Annotated in this window: 15 protein-coding genes and 1 pseudogene; 8 read left to right on the plus strand and 8 right to left on the minus strand. The window is 58.7% G+C overall.

Annotated features, from left to right (window positions below; genetic code table 11):
* Positions 1–4: 4 nt before the first annotated feature.
* Positions 5–904, plus strand: coding sequence for a ParB/RepB/Spo0J family partition protein (locus QTA57_RS04895; RefSeq protein WP_290153953.1), 900 nt, complete (start codon positions 5–7; stop codon positions 902–904).
* Here QTA57_RS04895 and hemW read toward each other — a convergent pair.
* The 3 genes from hemW to rph are packed head-to-tail and all read right to left on the minus strand — an operon-like array spanning position 901 to position 3,376.
* Positions 901–2,064, minus strand: coding sequence for a radical SAM family heme chaperone HemW (gene hemW, locus QTA57_RS04900; RefSeq protein ID WP_290153954.1), 1,164 nt, complete (start codon positions 2,062–2,064; stop codon positions 901–903). The two genes, QTA57_RS04895 and hemW, sit on opposite strands and share 4 nt — an antisense overlap.
* Entirely contained in the window at positions 2,051–2,662 is a 612-nt protein-coding gene (gene rdgB / locus QTA57_RS04905) for an RdgB/HAM1 family non-canonical purine NTP pyrophosphatase (RefSeq protein ID WP_290153955.1), read from the minus strand. The genes hemW and rdgB overlap by 14 nt, the downstream gene beginning before the upstream one ends.
* Positions 2,663–3,376, minus strand: a complete 714-nt coding sequence (gene rph, locus QTA57_RS04910) for a ribonuclease PH (protein ID WP_290153956.1) — start codon at positions 3,374–3,376, stop codon at positions 2,663–2,665. It lies immediately after the preceding gene.
* Between the two features lie 122 nt (positions 3,377–3,498).
* On the opposite strand from rph, the gene hrcA reads away from it, so the two are divergent.
* Complete coding sequence (gene hrcA, locus QTA57_RS04915; protein ID WP_290153957.1) at positions 3,499–4,563, plus strand: heat-inducible transcriptional repressor HrcA; 1,065 nt, start codon at positions 3,499–3,501, stop codon at positions 4,561–4,563.
* An 11-nt stretch (positions 4,564–4,574) separates the two neighbouring features.
* A complete protein-coding gene (locus QTA57_RS04920; RefSeq protein WP_145213693.1) occupies positions 4,575–5,144 on the plus strand; it encodes a nucleotide exchange factor GrpE in 570 nt (189 codons plus the stop codon).
* On the opposite strand, the gene mutS is transcribed toward QTA57_RS04920, so the two are convergent.
* Complete coding sequence (gene mutS, locus QTA57_RS04925) at positions 5,141–7,780, minus strand: DNA mismatch repair protein MutS (RefSeq protein ID WP_290153958.1); 2,640 nt, start codon at positions 7,778–7,780, stop codon at positions 5,141–5,143. The two genes, QTA57_RS04920 and mutS, sit on opposite strands and share 4 nt — an antisense overlap.
* 131 nt (positions 7,781–7,911) lie before the next feature.
* Between mutS and QTA57_RS04930 the strand changes: the two are divergent.
* Positions 7,912–10,171 (plus strand): annotated as a pseudogene (locus QTA57_RS04930) (NADP-dependent malic enzyme).
* Positions 10,172–10,174: 3 nt separating this feature from the next.
* On the plus strand, positions 10,175–11,044 hold the full coding sequence (locus QTA57_RS04935) for a ribokinase (protein WP_290153959.1): 870 nt from the start codon (positions 10,175–10,177) through the stop codon (positions 11,042–11,044).
* Positions 11,045–11,048: 4 nt separating this feature from the next.
* Here QTA57_RS04935 and dnaJ read toward each other — a convergent pair whose 3' ends face one another.
* Both dnaJ and dnaK read right to left on the minus strand, forming a co-directional pair.
* On the minus strand, positions 11,049–12,194 hold the full coding sequence (gene dnaJ, locus QTA57_RS04940) for a molecular chaperone DnaJ (RefSeq protein WP_290153960.1): 1,146 nt from the start codon (positions 12,192–12,194) through the stop codon (positions 11,049–11,051).
* 77 nt (positions 12,195–12,271) lie between these two features.
* On the minus strand, positions 12,272–14,188 hold the full coding sequence (gene dnaK, locus QTA57_RS04945) for a molecular chaperone DnaK (RefSeq protein WP_290153961.1): 1,917 nt from the start codon (positions 14,186–14,188) through the stop codon (positions 12,272–12,274).
* A gap of 254 nt (positions 14,189–14,442) precedes the next feature.
* Between dnaK and QTA57_RS04950 the strand changes: the two genes are divergently transcribed.
* Positions 14,443–15,048 carry an alpha-ketoglutarate-dependent dioxygenase AlkB family protein gene (locus tag QTA57_RS04950; protein WP_290153962.1) on the plus strand — a complete coding sequence of 202 codons (606 nt, stop codon included), beginning with the start codon at positions 14,443–14,445 and terminating at the stop codon, positions 15,046–15,048.
* Here the strand turns inward: QTA57_RS04950 and QTA57_RS04955 are convergent.
* Both QTA57_RS04955 and QTA57_RS04960 read right to left on the minus strand, forming a co-directional pair.
* Positions 15,045–15,653, minus strand: coding sequence for an SH3 domain-containing protein (locus tag QTA57_RS04955; protein WP_290153963.1), 609 nt, complete (start codon positions 15,651–15,653; stop codon positions 15,045–15,047). The two genes, QTA57_RS04950 and QTA57_RS04955, sit on opposite strands and share 4 nt — an antisense overlap.
* Positions 15,650–16,471: an ABC transporter permease gene (locus QTA57_RS04960; protein ID WP_290153964.1), complete on the minus strand. Its 822-nt coding sequence runs from the start codon at positions 16,469–16,471 to the stop codon at positions 15,650–15,652. The genes QTA57_RS04955 and QTA57_RS04960 overlap by 4 nt, the downstream gene beginning before the upstream one ends.
* A gap of 125 nt (positions 16,472–16,596) precedes the next feature.
* Here QTA57_RS04960 and cysQ point away from each other — a divergent pair, with 125 nt between their 5' ends.
* Positions 16,597–17,394 (plus strand): 3'(2'),5'-bisphosphate nucleotidase CysQ, encoded by a 798-nt coding sequence (cysQ, locus tag QTA57_RS04965; RefSeq protein ID WP_290153965.1) that lies wholly within the window; start codon positions 16,597–16,599, stop codon positions 17,392–17,394.
* Complete coding sequence (locus QTA57_RS04970; RefSeq protein ID WP_290153966.1) at positions 17,391–18,191, plus strand: 3-deoxy-manno-octulosonate cytidylyltransferase; 801 nt, start codon at positions 17,391–17,393, stop codon at positions 18,189–18,191. The genes cysQ and QTA57_RS04970 overlap by 4 nt, the downstream gene beginning before the upstream one ends.
* Positions 18,192–18,212: the final 21 nt, after the last annotated feature.

An 18,212-nucleotide genomic window follows, 5' to 3' on the forward strand; every position in this document is an offset into this window, starting at 1 on the left:
CGATATGAGTTCGAAGAAGGAGAAACGCGGTCTGGGACGCGGCTTGTCAGCTTTGATGGCCGACATTGAACCAGCGACGGAACTCGTTGGGGAGGCTCGAGGTGAGGAGGCGCCGCGCCGCTCTGAACTCCAGATACCGATCGAACATATCCAACCGAACCGGGACCAACCTCGGCGGGTCTTCACCGAAGAAGCGCTCGAGGAGCTCGCGGCCTCGATCCGAGAGAAAGGTGTGATCCAACCCTTGATCTTGCGGCCTGATCCGAACGCCAGCGAGAAGTATCAGATTGTTGCTGGAGAACGCCGGTGGCGCGCCGCGCAGCGCGCGCAGCTGCATGAAGTGCCGGCTATTGTCAGAGACTTCGACGATACCGAGGTTTTGGAAGTCGCAATTATCGAGAACATTCAGCGTTCTGACCTGAACCCGATGGAAGAGGCGGCGGGATATCGGCAGTTGATGGACCGTTTTGGCCATACGCAGGAGAAGCTCTCCGAAGCGATGGGGAAGAGTCGCAGCCATGTCGCCAATCTTATGCGGCTTTTGACGCTACCGGAGGAGGTCCAAGCTTTTGTGCGCGACGGTCAGCTCTCGGCCGGCCATGCCCGTGCAATGATCACCGCAGATGATCCTTTGTCACTGGCGCGCAAGGTGATCTCCAAAGCCCTCTCGGTGCGGGATGTTGAGAGGCTTGCGAAGTCTCAGGCATCTGGCAGCCAGCCCAAGCGCGGCCACAGTCCGAGCAAAGATGCGGACACGAAGGCCCTTGAAGGAGATCTATCTGCCGCGATCGGGATGAAGGTCAGCATCGATCATGAAGGCGAGGCTGGGTCAGGAAAATTATCCATAAAATACAAAGACTTGTCTGAGCTTGATGATATCGTCCGGATACTGAATCGCGGTTAGGTGATCAAGAGCTCCCGCAAGATCGCGTTTAGGACTGGGCGGCCTTTCGAGGTCGTTTTCAGTTGATGACCAGACACCTCCAAGAAACCGTCATCGCATAGTCGATTGAGCGTTTCGGGATCGATTGGCGAGGCATTCAACTGCGCGAAGCGCTCCAGATTTGTGCCCTCGGTCAAGCGGAGGCTCATCAGCAGATATTCCTGCGCTTGATCCTCCGCCGTGATCTCGACGCGATCCAGCTCACCGTTATGATTTTGCGCTACGCGGTCAAGCCAGGCGATTGGGTGGCGCGCAGTTTCGGTCGCGAAACGGTGGCCGTCGAATGTGAGACGGCCATGAGCGCCTGGGCCGATCCCAAGGTAGTCTCCACACCTCCAGTAAATCAGGTTGTGACGTGACTGTGCGAGATCTGCGGCATGATTAGACACTTCATAAGCTGGAAATCCGGCTTTGTCGCAAAGCTCCTGCGTGAGATCATACATATCTGCGCCCAGATCGTCCGTTGGCAGCCCAGGAAGACGCCCGATCCGGTGACGATCGCCAAACGCGGTGCCGTCCTCAATCGTCAGCTGGTAGAGAGACAGGTGGTCAATTGCCAATGACAGAGCCTGTCTCAGCTCCTTACGCCAGTCGTCTAGGCTCTGATGTTGTCGCGCATAAATCAGATCGAAGCTCACCCGCTCAAACGCGGACCGAGCGATATCAAAGGCTTCAAGCGCGTCCTTAACCGAATGCAACCGTCCCAATGCTTTGAGATCAGGATCATTTAACGCCTGAATCCCCATCGAGATCCGTGTCACCCCGGCGTCCCGAAATCCATCAAACCGGCCTGCTTCGACAGAGGTGGGATTGGCCTCAAGCGTGATTTCCAAGTCATTGGCGACAGGCCAAGTTTCGCGGATGTTCTCGATGATCGCCGCAACCACATCAGGTGACATCAGAGACGGCGTTCCGCCTCCAAAAAAGACACTATTTAAGGTTCTTTTGTCGGTTTCGTGCCCTGCACGCGAGATTTCCGAGAGATAAGCCTGTTGCCATTGCGCCTGATCAATCTCCGCAGAAACATGGGAGTTGAAGTCGCAATAGGGGCATTTGGCTTGGCAGAACGGCCAATGAAGATAGAGGCCGAAGCCACCATTCTGCCAATCAGGCGCGCTCAAATATGGTCACCAGCTTGCGGGTTGCATCAGCGCGGTGGCTGATCTTGTTCTTTTCCCACCGATCCATCTCGCCGAAGGTTTGATCGTAACCGTCCGGTTGGAAAATCGGATCATAGCCATGACCTTGATCGCCGCGCATCGGCCAGACCACTTGACCTTCCATCACGCCGGGGAACACCTCGTCATGCCCATCGGGCCAAGCCAGAACCAGCGTGCAGCAGAACCGCGCGGCCCGCGGATGCGCCGCCTGTCGTTCTTCCAGCATGTCATGGGTTTTGGTCATTGCCATGACGAAATCGCGTCCACTGGGCGTTTCCGCCCAATCCGCGGTGTAGACGCCCGGCGCTTTGTCCAGTGCATCAATCTCGATCCCGCTGTCATCCGCCAGCGCGGGGAGGCCCGTTGCTTGCGCCGCCGCATGCGCTTTAAGCCGGGCGTTGTCGACGAAGGTGGTGCCGGTTTCGTCCGGTTCGGGTAGATTGTGGTCTTTGGCCGAAGTGACGGTCACGCCAAAGGGTTCCAGAAGATGCTGCATCTCCTCGAACTTGCCCTGATTATGGGTCGCGATGAGGAGCGTTTTACCCGTGAAACGGCGCATTTAGGCTGTTGCCTCGGCTTGAGCAGCCACAAGTTCGGCCACGCCTTTGTCCGCGAGGGCCAAAAGCTCCGCAAACTGATCGCGGGAGAAGGTCGAGCCTTCGGCGCTGGCTTGGAGCTCGATCATTTGGCCATTGCCAGTCATCACGAAATTCGCGTCCGTTCCGGCTTCGCTATCCTCGGGATAGTCCAAATCCAACACCGGCTGCCCGGCATAAACGCCACATGAAACAGCGGCGACATGGTCCGTCATCGGATCTGAGAGCACGTCGCCCGCCGCCATAAGCTTATTCACAGCCAGCCGCAGGGCAACCCAACCCCCGGTGATCGAGGCGCAACGGGTCCCGCCATCGGCCTGGATCACATCGCAATCGACCGTAATTTGACGCTCCCCAAGCGCCACCCGGTCAATTCCGGCCCGCAGCGACCGGCCAATGAGCCGTTGAATTTCCTGCGTTCGACCCGATTGCTTGCCCGCTGTTGCCTCGCGGCGCATCCGCGTATGCGTCGCGCGCGGCAGCATGCCATACTCGGCTGTCACCCAGCCCAGCCCGGTATTTTTGAGAAACGGCGGCACGCGTTCTTCAAGTGACGCAGTGCAAAGCACATGCGTGTTGCCGCATTTGATCAGGCAAGAGCCCTCGGCATGCGCGGTCACGCCGGTTTCAATGGAAATAGGGCGCAGCTCGTCTAGGTTTCGGCCGGAAGGACGCATATCTGACTCCGTGGAGATAATGTGCCCGTGGGATAGTCCGGGGCGATGGCGATGCGCAACCCCGATTGACCTTGGCGACGGGGCACCGCTTAATGGCCCGGCTCTGCGAATGACGGTGACCAATGACGGATCAGTCAAACATTCTTGCCGAGATGAATGATCGCTCCCGCGAGGTGTTTCGCCGGGTGGTCGAGGGGTATCTCGACTCAGGCGCGCCGGTTGGGTCGCGCACATTGACGCGCAGCTTGTCGGAGCAAGTGTCCGCGGCGACGATCCGAAATGTGATGCAGGATCTGGAGTATCTGGGTTTGCTCGACAGCCCGCATGTCTCTGCAGGCCGGGTTCCGACGCAGCTGGGCTTACGGATGTTTGTCGACGGCTTGCTGGAGGTTGGCGACCTGACCGCGGAGGATCAGGGCAAGATCGACGCGACTTTGGGCCGCAATTCTGAAGATGTCACAACAATGTTGGATCGAATCGGCTCTGCGCTCTCCGGTGTGACGCATGGTGCGAGCTTGGTGCTGGCGCCAAAACATGAGGCGCCGATCAAACATATTGATTTTGTGTCTCTTTCTCCCGACCAAGCGCTTGTCGTCTTGGTCTTTGGAGACGGCCACGTTGAGAATCGACTGTTTCGACCGCCACACGGGCAAACGCCAAGCTCGATGCGCGAGGCGGCGAATTTCCTGAATGCGCTGGCCGAGGGAAAGACCGTTCAAGCCCTTCGCAAGGTGATGGAAACGGAGATTGTGGCCCGCAGACAGGAGATCGACAGCTTGGCGCGCAGTCTGATCGAAAGCGGCCTGGCGATCTGGGAAAATGAGGGCGATGGGACCGAGCGATTGATCGTCCGGGGCCGCGCGAACTTGCTGGACGATGCACCCGAGACCGACGACCTGGATCGCATCCGAACCCTGTTTGACGACCTTGAACGCAAGAGGGACATCGCCGAGTTTCTTGAGCTGACCGAGGGCGGCGATGGCGTGCGGATTTTTATTGGCTCAGAGAACAAGTTATTTTCACTTTCGGGTTCCTCTCTGGTGGTGTCTCCCTATATGAATGCCGACCGAAAGATTGTGGGTGCGGTTGGGGTCATTGGCCCGACTCGCCTGAATTACGGTCGGATTGTTCCGATCGTGGATTATACGGCACAGCTGGTCGGGAAGCTGATCTCCGACCGGGGTTAAAAGGGTAAGACATGGCAGATCCGAAGGAAGATCCATTCCTGGATGATGTGGATGAGATTGAGGCAGATCTCGACGCGATGCTGGAAGCTGAAGGGGCGTTTGACCCTGAGGTGACCGAGGTTGACGCGCTGAAAGCGGAACGTGACGAGTTGAAAGACCGTCTTTTGCGGGTGCTTGCCGACTCGGAAAACATGCGGAAACGTGGAGAGCGCGACCGGCGTGAAGCCGAGCACTATGGCGGCTCACGTTTGGCGCGCGATCTTCTGCCGGTCTATGACAATCTTCGCCGCGCTCTGGATGCCGTGAATGATGATCAGCGTGCGGTTGCGGGCGGCGTTATCGATGGTGTCGAGTTGACGCTTCGCGAGCTTTTGAACGTGTTCTCAAAGCACGGAATGACGCCGATTGCACCGGAAGAGGGGGATCAGTTCGATCCGCAGCAGCATCAGGCGATGTTTGAGGCACCGGTGCCGGGAACGACGGCCGGTCAGATCATCCAAGTGATGGCCGAAGGCTTCATGCTGCATGATCGGTTGCTGCGCCCGGCGCAGGTTGGCGTGTCTTCCACACCTGCTGGCTAGTCCTTCAACGCGGCCTTCAACTCATAGAGCAAGTTGAGCGCCTCCCGGGCGGTCATCTCGTCTGGATGAACGTCTTTCAGGCGCTCTTCGACGGCGGACTGCTTTGTAGGTGCCGATGGCGGCGGCGGCGTCGCGGCGAATAGCGGCAAATCGTCGATGAGGCGATCTTTGCCGCTGCTGCCTTCCCGGTCTCCCCGCTCCAGTTCTTCCAGCACGGTTTGCGCTCGCGCGACGACAGAGGCAGGCAGCCCGGCAAGCTTGGCGACTTGCACGCCGTAAGACCGATCTGCAGCACCCTCGCGCACCTCGTGGAGGAAAATCACCTCGCCCTCCCACTCTTTGACGGCAACCGTTGCGTTTTCCACCCCGTCGAGCCGTCCCGCGAGGCTGGTCATCTCATGGTAGTGCGTCGCGAAAAGCGCGCGGCATTTGTTGGCGGCGTGGAGATGCTCCAAAGTTGCCCAGGCGATGGAAAGCCCATCATAGGTCGCCGTCCCGCGCCCGATCTCATCAAGGATCACCAGCGCCCGATCATCAGCTTGGTTCAGGATCGTGGCGGTTTCCACCATCTCGACCATGAAGGTCGACCGTCCCCGGGCCAGGTCATCCGACGCGCCAACCCGGCTGAACACTTGGCTGACGATGCCGATATGGGCTTTGGTCGCGGGCACGAAGCTCCCCATCTGCGCCAAGATCGTGATTAGCGCGTTCTGACGAAGGAATGTCGATTTACCCGCCATATTCGGGCCGGTCAGAAGGGTGATCGCGGCCTGATTTTCCGCTGCTGTCAAAATACAGCCATTGGCGATGAAAGGTTGGCCTTCGCTCGCCAACGCGGCTTCAACCACCGGATGTCGGCCGCTTGTGATTACAAAACTGCGGGACTGATCCACGGTTGGGCGGCACCAGGCCTTTTCACGGGCCAGGTCGGCAAGGGCCGTGGCCACATCAAGCTCGGCCAAAGCACGCGCTGTCTGACCAATTTGCGCGTGATGATCCAGGATTTCGGTTTGCAACGTCTGGAATAGGGTCTTTTCGATGCTGAGCGCCCGCCCGCCGGCATTGAGGATTTTTGTCTCCAGTGCCGAAAGGTCGACCGTGGTGAAGCGCACTGCATTCGCGGTGGTTTGACGATGGATGAACTGTTCGGAAAGCGGTGGCGAGAGCATTTTTTCGGCATGTGTTGCCGTGGTTTCAATGAAATAGCCGAGGACGTTGTTATGTTTGACCTTCAGAGACGGAATGCCACTCACCTCGGCATAATCCGCTTGCATGGAGGCGATCACACCGCGGCCTTCATCGCGCAGAGTGCGCGCCTCATCGAGGTCATTATTATAGCCGTTGGCGATAAACCCGCCATCGCGCGCCAAAAGCGGGGGGTCCGCCACCAGAGCGGCCTCAAGATGTTCGACCAAAGCGTCATGACCGCGCAAATCCGCAGCTGCAGAAGAGAGAATGTCGGGCAGATCTATGCCCGCGAACATCTCAGCAAGTTGCATGGCCGCGGCCAGCCCATTCCGGATCGCCGCCAAATCGCGGGGCCCACCCCGATCTAATGCGAGCCGGGACAGGGCGCGGTCCAAATCCGGCACCTGGTGGAGCGCCGTGCGGATATCACTCGATTTTGCGCTGTGGTCTAAAGCAAAGCTCACCGCATCATGGCGGTCGATGATCGTCTCTAAATCGGTGGATGGGCTGGAGAGGCGCCGCTCGAACAAACGCCCGCCGCCCGCCGTGACGGTCCGGTCAATTGTTGCCGCTAGGCTTCCTCCGCGCCCGCCGGAGAGGCTCGTGGTCAGCTCTAAATTGCGCCGAGTAGCGGCATCGATCTGCATGATCCGCCCGGCGCTTTGTTTTGCTGGTGGGCGGAGGAGCGGCAGGTTGCCCTTCTGCGTGATCTCCAAATAGTCGATCAACGCGCCCATGGCAGAGAGGTCGGACCGGGTGAAAGACCCGAAAGGATCGAGCGCTTTCACCTGAAATAGTGACTGAATCCGAGTTTGCGCGGAGCTGCTGTCAAAGCTCGCTGGCGACAAAGGTGTGACAGAGGCCCCGCTCTCGGCGATCAGATCTTGCTGCTCGGTCGCCAACCCGTCGGAGACCAATACTTCGCGCGGGGCAAGGCGCGCCAGTTCCGGCGCCAGTTGCGCCAGCGGGCAGGCCATCACTTGAAATGATCCGGTCGAGATGTCGGCCCAGGCCAATGCCCCCTCGCCACGAACGTCGGCATAAGCCGCGAGGAAATTGTGTCGCCGCGCCTCAAGCAGGCTGTCTTCCGTCAGCGTTCCGGGCGTGACCAAACGCACCACATCGCGTTTCACAACCGATTTCGAGCCGCGTTTCTTCGCCTCGGCTGGGTTTTCCATCTGCTCGCACACGGCCACGCGAAAGCCCTTGCGGATCAACGTCAGCAGATACCCCTCGGCGGAATGGGCTGGGACGCCACACATCGGGATATCATCGCCATTATGCTTTCCGCGTTTCGTCAGCGCGATATCGAGTGCTTCGGCGGCGGCGACGGCGTCGTCGAAAAACATCTCGTAGAAATCGCCCATGCGATATAAGAGCAGCGCATCGCGATGCTGCGCCTTGATCTCCATATATTGCGCCATCATCGGTGTGACTTGCGCGGTCATCTGCGTCCCCCTGGCCGGTGGCGTTCAACCTACAAACCGTGGCGCGGAGGCGAAACCCGCAAAAGCATCATGTTGTGAGGTTTGGGCAACGCGGCTAAGACGGGACTCGTCGCAAGAAAGGGCCGCTCACAATGCCGAACAAAAGCAAGATTACCCGCGAAGAGGCATTGGCCTATCATCTGGAGCCGCGCCCGGGGAAAATCGACATCAACGCCTCGACCCCGATGGCAACGCAACGGGATCTGAGCTTGGCCTATTCCCCTGGTGTCGCGGTGCCTTGCGAGGTGATCGCCGAGAACCCGGAACTGGCCTACGACTATACAACCAAGGGCAATATGGTTGCCGTGGTATCGAACGGGACGGCCGTGTTGGGCTTGGGCAATCTGGGCGCTTTGGCGTCGAAGCCGGTGATGGAGGGGAAATCGGTTCTCTTCAAACGCTTCGCCGACGTGAATTCCATCGATATCGAGCTCGACACCGAAGACGTGGATGAGTTCGTGAACGCGGTGCGGCTCATGGGCCCGACATTCGGCGGGATCAATCTGGAAGACATCAAAGCGCCAGAATGCTTCATGATCGAGCAGCGCTTGAAGGAAGAGATGGATATCCCCGTCTTCCACGATGATCAGCATGGGACGGCGGTGATCTGCGCGGCGGGGTTGATCAACGCGCTGCATCTGAGCGGCAAAAAGATTGAAGATTGTAAGATCGTTTTGAATGGCGCCGGGGCTGCGGGCATCGCCTGCATCGAACTGCTCAAGGCGATGGGCGCAAAACACGAAAACTGCATCGTCTGCGACACCAAAGGGGTCATTTACCAAGGTCGCACCGAGGGCATGAATCAGTGGAAATCGGCCCACGCCGTGTCGACCGATCTTCGAACCCTGGAAGATGCGATGGAGGGGGCAGATGTCTTCCTGGGTGTGTCTGTCAAAGGTGCTGTCACGCCGGAGATGGTCAAATCCATGGCGGACAATCCGGTGATTTTCGCCATGGCCAATCCGGATCCGGAGATCACGCCCGAACAAGCCCATGAGGTGCGCGTCGATGCGATCGTGGCCACAGGGCGAAGCGATTACCCGAACCAAGTGAACAACGTGCTCGGGTTTCCTTACCTCTTCCGCGGTGCGCTGGACATTCATGCGCGCGCCATCAATGACGAGATGAAAATCGCCTGTGCCGAGGCGCTTGCGAAACTGGCCCGCGCCGATGTGCCCGATGAAGTTGCGATGGCTTATGGCCGGAAGCTGACCTTTGGGCGCGACTACATCATCCCGACGCCGTTTGATCCGCGTCTGATCTATGTGGTGCCACCGGCGGTGGCGCGTGCCGGGATGGACACCGGCGTGGCGCGCCGCCCGATCATCGATTTGGACGCCTATGCGACGACGTTGCGGGCGCGGATGGATCCAACCTCGTCGATTTTACAAGGCATCAATGCTCGGGCGCGCAATGCGCAGGCGCGGATGATTTTTGCCGAGGGTGATGATGTACGCGTGCTCCGCGCGGCTGTGGCGTATCAACGGAACGGGATGGGCAAGGCGCTTGTCGTTGGGCGCGAAGCGGATGTGAAGGAGAAACTGGAAGGCGCGGGATTGGCCGATGCGGTGCGCGAGTTGGAGGTGGTGAATGCCGCCAATACCGCCCATCTCGATAGCTACAAATCGTTTCTACCAACGTTTGCAGCGCAAGGGGTTCGACCATCACGATATCCATCGCCTCGCGGCCCGGGATCGGCATGTGTTTTCCGCTTTGATGTTGGCGCATGGACATGGGGACGGGCTGGTAACCGGCGCGACGCGGAAATCGGCCCATGTCTTGGGCCTCTTGGGGCATGTGTTCGACACAACCGCTGCGGATGGCGCGGTTGGCGTGACCGCGATGATCCATAATGGGCGGATTGTCCTGGTCGCCGATACTTTGGTTCACGAATGGCCGGAAGCGGAGGATTTGGCCTTGATCGCGGAGCGTGGCGCGCAGGTTGCGCGTCATCTGGGGCTTGAGCCGCGCGTCGCGTTCGTAAGCTTCTCGACCTTCGGCTATCCGGTCTCGGAACGGGCCGAAAAGATGCATCAAGCGCCACTTGTTCTGGACGAAAAGGGCGTGGATTTTGAATATGATGGTGAGATGACCATTGATGTGGCCCTGAACCCTGAGGTCATGGCGCAGTACCCGTTCTGTCGCCTGTCTGGGCCCGCCAATGTGATTGTTGTGCCAGCCCGGCATTCGGCGTCCATCTCTGTGAAACTGATGCAGGAAATGGCGGGGGCGACGGTGATCGGCCCGATCCTGACCGGTTTGGATCGGCCGGTTCAGATCTGCTCGACGGTATCCACGACCAACGACATTCTGAACATGGCGGTGATGGCAGCCTGCGAGATTGGGCGCTGAGCCATGGCGATCCTTTGTATCGGCTCGATCAATATCGATCATGTCTATCACGTGCCGCATATTCCCGCTCCGGGTGAGACATTGGCGGCGACTGGCTATGCCAAGGGCCTGGGCGGCAAGGGTGCGAACCAATCCATTGCGGCGGCCAAGGCCGGCTCCTCCGTGAGCCATTGTGGGTTGATCGGTGATGAAGGCCAGTTTCTGCTCCAGCAGATGCGCGGTGCAGGGGTTGATGTCGGGGCCGTCGCCGAAGGCCCAATGCCGACAGGTCATGCGATTATCTCCGTCGATCCGGCAGGAGAAAATGCGATCACGATCTTTCAGGGTGCGAATGGGGTTCTGACGCATGATGTGATCGCCAAGTCGCTTGACCCGATGCAATCGGGTGATTGGCTGATGCTTCAGAACGAGGTGAATTTGACCGCCCAAGTCGCCCGTCTGGGTAAGGCCGCCGGGATGAGGGTGGCGTATTCTGCAGCGCCGTTTGATGTTGCCGCTGTTGAGGCGGTTTTGCCTTTTGTCGATCTGCTTCTAATGAATGAGATCGAGGCGGCACAGCTTACCGAGGCGCTTGGTGACGTGGTGGGGCCAGAGAAAATCATCACGATGGGTGCAAAGGGCGCGCGGTGGCATCATCCTGATGGAGAGATTGTGATCCCTGGCTACCCGGTCGCTGAGGTTGTGGACACGACAGGTGCCGGAGATTGTTTCGCTGGGTTCATCGTTGCGGGTCTAGATGCGGGCCTGACGCGAGAGCAGGCGATGGATCGCGCCAGCGCTGCAGCAGCGATCCAAGTCACACGGCCGGGCGCGGCGGATGCCATGCCCGAGGCCGCAGAGGTGACGCGGTTTTTGGCAGATCGGGCCGGATAAGCGCTTAGCTTTTCATCCCGTCCCAGAACGTCTTGACCTTATCGAAAAACCCGCTGGCATTGGGGTTGTTCGACTTGGCGCAGGACTCCTCGAACTCGCGCAGCAACTCTTTTTGGCGGGCCGTCAGCTTCACCGGCGTCTCGACGGCCAACTCGATATACATCTCGCCAACACCGGTCCCGCGAAGGGCGGGCATGCCCTTGCCGCGCAGACGCATCTGACGACCCGATTGCGACCCTTCCGGCACCTTCACGCGAGAGCGCCCACCATCAATCGTCGGCACTTCGATCTCGCCACCCATTGCGGCCGTGACCATCGAGACGGGCACACGGCAGAACAGGTCGAGCCCATCGCGTTGGAACAGCTCGTGATCGGCCACTTCGATGAAGATATAGAGATCGCCGGATGGCCCGCCGCGGAGCCCGGCTTCGCCCTCGCCAGACAGACGAATACGTGTGCCAGTTTCGACGCCCGCCGGGATGTTCACCGACAGCGCCTTTTCTTTTCGCTCCCGGCCAGCGCCACCGCAAACAGTGCAGGGGTTTTTGACGATCTGGCCCATACCGGAACAAGTCGGACAGGTGCGCTCAACCGTGAAGAAACCCTGCTGGGCGCGGACCTTGCCCATGCCGGAGCAGGTCGGGCAGGTGACAGGCTCGGCACCGCCTTCGGCACCGGTGCCATTGCAATTGGAACAGGCCACGGAGGTCGGGACGGTGATCGACTCTTGCAGTCCCGAATAGGCATCTTCGAGACTGATCCGCAGATTATACCGCAGGTCTGAACCGCGCGCCGAACGTTGGCGTGTACCGCCGCGCTGGCCACCCATGAAGTCGCCAAACAGGTCTTCAAACACGTCCGAAAACGCGCTGGCGAAGTCACCCTGACCGGCCCCACCGGCACGGGGTCCACCGGCCATACCGCCGTCGAAAGCCGCATGACCAAACCGATCATAAGCGGCCTTCTTGTCAGCGTCTTTCAGGACGTCATACGCTTCATTGGCCTCTTTGAATTGCGCCTCGGCATCGGGATTGTCGGAATTCCGATCCGGGTGCAGTTCCTTGGCCTTTTTGCGAAAGGCTTTTTTGATTTCAGGCTCGGAAGCGCCGCGTTCGACGCCCAGAACCTCATAGTAATCGCGTTTTGACATCTGTTGATCCACCCTTCTGAAACGCGCCGACCGGCCAAGGTCCCCCAAGGCCGGTCGGGCGGGGTTAAGGGACGCGGTTACGAACGGTTACGATCGTCCAGGTCTTCGAAATCGGCATCGACGATGTCTTCGTCAACGCCGCCGGGCTCATCGGCACCCTCGGGTGCTTCTTCGCCAGCTTCTTCTTGCTGTGCCTTATAGATCGCTTCGCCGAGCTTCATCGCCGCTTCGGTCACATTCTGAATGCCACCTTTGATCTTGCCGGCATCTTCGCTCTCGATCTGCTCTTCGAGGTTTTTGATGGCCAGTTCGATGGCTTCGACGGTGGTCGGGTCGACCTTGTCGGAATGCTCTTCCAGCGATTTCTGGGTCGAGTGGATCAGGCTCTCGGCCTGGTTTTTGGCCTCGACCAACTCTTTGCGCTCTTTATCGGCTTCGGCATTCTCTTCGGCATCGCGAACCATGTTTTCGATGTCCTCATCGCTGAGGCCACCCGAGGCTTGGATCGTGATGTTCTGCTCTTTGCCAGTACCTTTGTCTTTGGCGCTGACCGAGACAATGCCGTTTGCGTCGATGTCGAAGGTCACTTCGATTTGTGGCAGGCCGCGTGGCGCGGGCGGGATGTCTTCCAGGTTGAACTGGCCGAGCATCTTGTTGTCCGTCGCCATTTCCCGCTCACCTTGGAAAACACGGATCGTTACCGCGTTTTGGTTGTCCTCGGCGGTCGAGAAGATCTGAGACTTCTTGGTCGGGATCGTGGTGTTGCGGTCAATCAGGCGGGTGAAGACACCGCCGAGCGTTTCGATGCCGAGCGACAGAGGCGTCACGTCGAGCAGAACGACATCTTTGACATCGCCCTGCAGAACACCGGCCTGAATGGCGGCGCCCATCGCGACCACTTCGTCAGGGTTCACACCTTTGTTCGGCTCTTTCCCGAAGAAATTGGTGACCTCTTCGATGACCTTCGGCATCCGGGTCATGCCGCCAACCAGAACCACCTCGTCAATGTCGCCTTTCGACAGGCCAGCGTCCTTCAACGCGGCTTGGCAAGGTTTCAGCGACTGCTTGATCAGGTCGCTCACAAGGCTTTCCAGCTTGGCGCGGGTCAGTTTCATGACCATGTGCAGCGGCTGACCGCCATTGGGATCCATCGAGATGAACGGCTGGTTGATCTCGGTCTGGCTGGAGCTCGACAGTTCGATCTTGGCTTTCTCAGCGGCCTCTTTCAGGCGCTGCAGAGCCATTTTGTCTTTGGTCAGATCGACGCCGTTTTCCTTTTTGAACTCACCCGCCAGGTAATCGACGATGCGCATGTCAAAGTCTTCACCGCCGAGGAACGTGTCACCATTGGTCGACTTCACCTCGAAGAGGCCGTCGTCGATTTCCAGAATGGTGATGTCGAATGTCCCGCCGCCGAGGTCGTAAACCGCGATGGTTTGGGTCTCTTTCTTATCCAGACCATAGGCCAGCGCGGCCGCGGTCGGTTCGTTAATGATGCGCAGCACTTCCAGACCGGCGATCTTGCCGGCGTCTTTGGTGGCTTGGCGTTGGGCGTCGTTGAAATAGGCCGGTACGGTGATGACCGCTTGGGTCACATCTTCGCCGAGATAGCTCTCGGCGGTCTCTTTCATTTTGCCGAGGATCAGAGCCGAGATCTGCGAGGGCGAGTATTTCTCGTCATTCACCTCGACCCAGGCATCTCCGTTGCCACCATCGACAATGGAATAAGGGACGAGTTTCTTGTCCTTCTCAACTTCGGCGTCATCCACGCGACGGCCGATCAAGCGTTTGACCGCAAAGATCGTGTTGTCGGGGTTGGTGACGGCCTGCCGTTTCGCGGCCTGACCGACCAGACGCTCATTGTCGGTAAAGCCGACAATCGACGGTGTGGTCCGCGCACCTTCGGAGTTTTCAATCACGCGCGGCTGCGATCCATCCATGATCGCGACGCAGGAGTTTGTGGTGCCGAGGTCGATACCAATCACTTTGGCCATATTTTCGAGTCCCTTTCTCAGGCGATCCAGGCGGCGTCGGGTCCGGTCTCGGCCCCCAATCCGCCATATCAAAAACCAGGGGGTCCGCCCTGGCCGGTTTCGGAGGGTATATAAGAAGGGGTTTTCGGGGCTGCAAGCGGACTCAATCGCAGATTGCGGCCTTGTTTTGCATAGCCTTTGAATTTTCTCCGTCTGTGGCCACACAGCGCCACCTTTGGCTCGCGACAGGTCGGCGGGCTTGATAGGGTTTTGGCATGACACCCAAACTGAACCTCCGCGGCGTGGATATCTATCCCGGCTTGATCGATTTGCCTGCGCAGACGGCACTGCTTGATGACATTCGCGGTATTGTTCGCGCGGCCCCGTTGTTTCAGCCGGAGACGCCGTATGGCAAGCCAATGTCGGTGCGGATGACATCGGCGGGGCAGTTTGGTTGGTTCTCCGACAAGAGCGGCTATCGCTATTTAGAGCATCATCCCTCCGGTACGCCATGGCCGGCGATCCCGCTAAGAATCTTGCGGGTTTGGGACGAGGTTGGCGATGTCAGCCATGCGCCAGAGTGTTGCTTGGTGAATTTCTACGAAGAAGGGGCCCGGATGGGCATGCACCAAGACAAGGATGAGGCGGATATGTCGATGCCGGTTGTGTCGATCTCGCTTGGGGATGACGCCTTGTTTCGCGTCGGAAATCTGAGGCGCGGTGGAAAAACGGAGTCGATTTGGCTGCAATCGGGTGATGTGGCAGTTTTGCGGGGTGATGCGCGTCTGGCGTATCATGGCGTGGATCGGTTGCGACCTGGGTCATCGGCCTTGTTGCCGAAAGGCGGGCGGATCAATCTGACCTTGCGGGTTGTGACTTAAGGCGCCAAGGCGCAGCAGCCTGAGAGCATTTGCGTGCCCTCGGAGTCTTGCAGAACAAGCAGAGTCGAGATGCCAAACGCCCGGTCTGACATGCCATCGTTGCAGCTCTCGCGGCGCAGTGTTGCTGTGATCCGGCCAGTCTCGCCATCCCAAATCGCGCCGAACTGATCCGGGCCGCGCCCGGCGGCGGGGCCACTCCAAACCTCGGTATAAGTCGATTGCGAGAACCCCATATTGCTGAACACGGCGCTGCCGCCGGTGCGCTCCAGCGACCAAAAGGGTTCCGTTCCGAAACAAGAGAGCGGTGTCGGAAGCCCAAAAGACCAGATCGGGCCTGTGCGCTGCAGATAGAAGGCCGACGCCCAGCCCGATTGCTCTTGGAAGTTCAACCGCAACCAACGTCCATTTGCGCTTACGCCAACGATTTCAACGCTATGCGTATTTGGCGAGAGGCTGCCAATGATGTCATGGCCGACGCCAGGGCCAGACCGGATGTTCAAGACATCGTCACTCGCCACGCCACGGACGTCATAAAGAGCGGGATACTCTTGTGCCTGTGCCCATCCAGCGATCAGACAAAAGAGGACGGCCCAGACCCACCTCACCGTCCTGCGCTCCAACTGAGCGAGGCGTGTTTGCGGGTGTAGAACTCACCCATCAGGCCCAGCGTCAACATCGCGAGTGAGAAATAGAGCGGGTATTCCCAGTTGCTGTGATGCGGGTTGTAGTTGACGAAAACCACGCCCCGCATTTGGTCGATAATATGGAAAAGCGGGTTCCAGTCGAACAGCCCGATCATTGCGCTGGGCAACATGTTGGCAACAAACATTTTTCCCGAGGCGATCATGTTGGCGCGCACGTAGATCATCTGGATGATCGAGATCAAATCCGGTACCCAGGGTTTGAGAGCAAAGAGGATCACACCGATCGCGCAGCCGGAAAACCACGCCAAGAGATACATCAAGAAAGCCAAATCCCAATGCAAGATCTCGACCGGATTGATCGCCACATGGATGACAAACAAGATCACAAAGAGCGAGATCGTCTGAAGGTACAGCGCCGAGAGAGCCGAGGAGAGGATGGCCACGATTGTGTTCATCTGTGCATGCATCATCATCGGGCTGGCCGCCCCCTCGGAACCCATGACAGCCCCTAGCGCTTTAATATGGGTCAGATACAGAAAGATGCCGGTCAACAGATAGATCATGAAGTCGCCGCGTATTGCGATACCGCGCGTGCCTAAGATGTTGAACATCAAATAGAAGGCCGCGATGAACAGAACTGACTGAAACATGCTTACGATGATTGCCATAAACGCATTGCGATGCGTTTGGCGAACCTTCCGGGCCGCCGAGTGGAACGTCATCTCGGCCAGATTGAACATCATCCGGAAAGAAGAGTTCTGTCTTTTGGCTTCAAACATGCAGGTGCCTAACGTGCCTCGGGGCGAACCCCGTCTTTGTGCAGGGATGTCTTGCCGTTTGCTCTTTGCCAAACGATAACGGCAAAGGCCTTAACTATCAATCTTGACCGCAAGGAGCGTCTCGCGTGGATTTCGAGAAAATCGAGCAGGTTTTTCGCAGGCTGGCCATCGAAGCCGGAACCCGGATCATGGAGATTTACGAGGCGGATGATTTCGATGTGAAGGTCAAATCGGACGCAAGCCCCGTCACCGAGGCGGATGAGGCGGCTGATGCGTTGATTTCCGCAGGTTTAAGAGCCGCCTTCCCCGACATCACGCTCGTCACCGAGGAGCAAGCCGCAAGCCACAGCCAGTCGGCGCGTGACTTCATCATCGTCGACCCGCTGGATGGCACCAAGGAGTTCATTCAACGCCGCGGAGACTTCACGGTGAACATCGCGCTGGTTCAAGATGGCGTACCGGTCCGCGGCGTCGTCTATGCGCCAGCGAAGGAACGCTTGTTCTACACTCGCGCGGATGGGCAAAGCGTTGAGGAGACCGGGGCGTTTGACCCTGATGTCGCTGGGCCGTGCGTGCCGATTTCGGTGTCTGACCCAGATGAAACGGCGCTCATGGTTGTGGCGTCGAAATCGCATCGCGATGCCGCGACAGACGCCTATATCGCGAAATACGATGTCGCGGATATGAAAAGCGCGGGCTCGTCGCTGAAATTCTGTTTGGTTGCAACGGGCGAGGCGGATTTATACCCGCGTCTTGGCCGGACCATGGAGTGGGATACCGCCGCCGGGGATGCTGTTCTGCGTGGCTCTGGCGGGTTAATGGTTCGCTTCGACGATCATGCAACCTTCACCTATGGCAAGCCCGGCTATGAGAACTCGTTCTTCATTGCCTTCGCCCCAGGCATCGCGTTGCACTTGGCATGAGTGTGGTATGCATCATTCCTGCGCGATACGCGTCGAGCCGATATCCGGGCAAACCGCTTGCGATGTTGCGCGGGGCGACCGGCCAATCTCAGAGCCTGATTGAGCGGAGCTGGCGGGCTGCCACAGAGGTGAATGGGTTCGACGCGATTTATGTGGCGACGGATGATGACCGGATTGCCGATGTGTCGAAGACATTTGGAGCCGATGTTCTGATGACCTCGGAAACCTGCTCCAACGGCACAGAACGGTGTGCCGAGGCTTTGGGACTGCTCGGTGATGATGTTGAGATGGTGGTCAACCTGCAAGGCGATGCGCCGCTGACGCCGGCCTGGTTTCTCGAAGATCTGGTTGCCGGTCTACGGGCGGCGCCGCAGGCCGTCGTGGCGACGCCGGTCTTGCGCTGCGATGGGACGACCTTGACGGCCTTAAAGGCAGACCGGATGGCGGGCCGGGTCGGCGGCACCACAGCGGTTTTCGATGAGAAGTCCCACGCGCTTTACTTCTCGAAAGAGGTGATTCCCTTCACAGCCGAGGCGTATGAGGCTGATGCAGAGACGCCAGTCTTTCACCATGTGGGTGTCTATGCCTACCGACCGGATGCGCTAAGAGATTATCCGACTCTCGCTCCGGGTATTTTGGAGCAGATGGAAGGTCTCGAACAACTCCGGTTTTTGGAGCATGGCCATGATATCCTGTGCGTCGAAGTTGCGGCAAAGGGCCGTCAGTTCTGGGAGCTCAACAACCCTGAGGACGTGCCCCGGATCGAAGCGATGATGGCTGAGATGGAAATGCCGTGATCTCATCAAGAGGACCTCTCT

Origin of the sequence: Fontisubflavum oceani (assembly GCF_030407165.1) — a bacterium.
Lineage (GTDB): Bacteria > Pseudomonadota > Alphaproteobacteria > Rhodobacterales > Rhodobacteraceae > Rhodophyticola > Rhodophyticola oceani.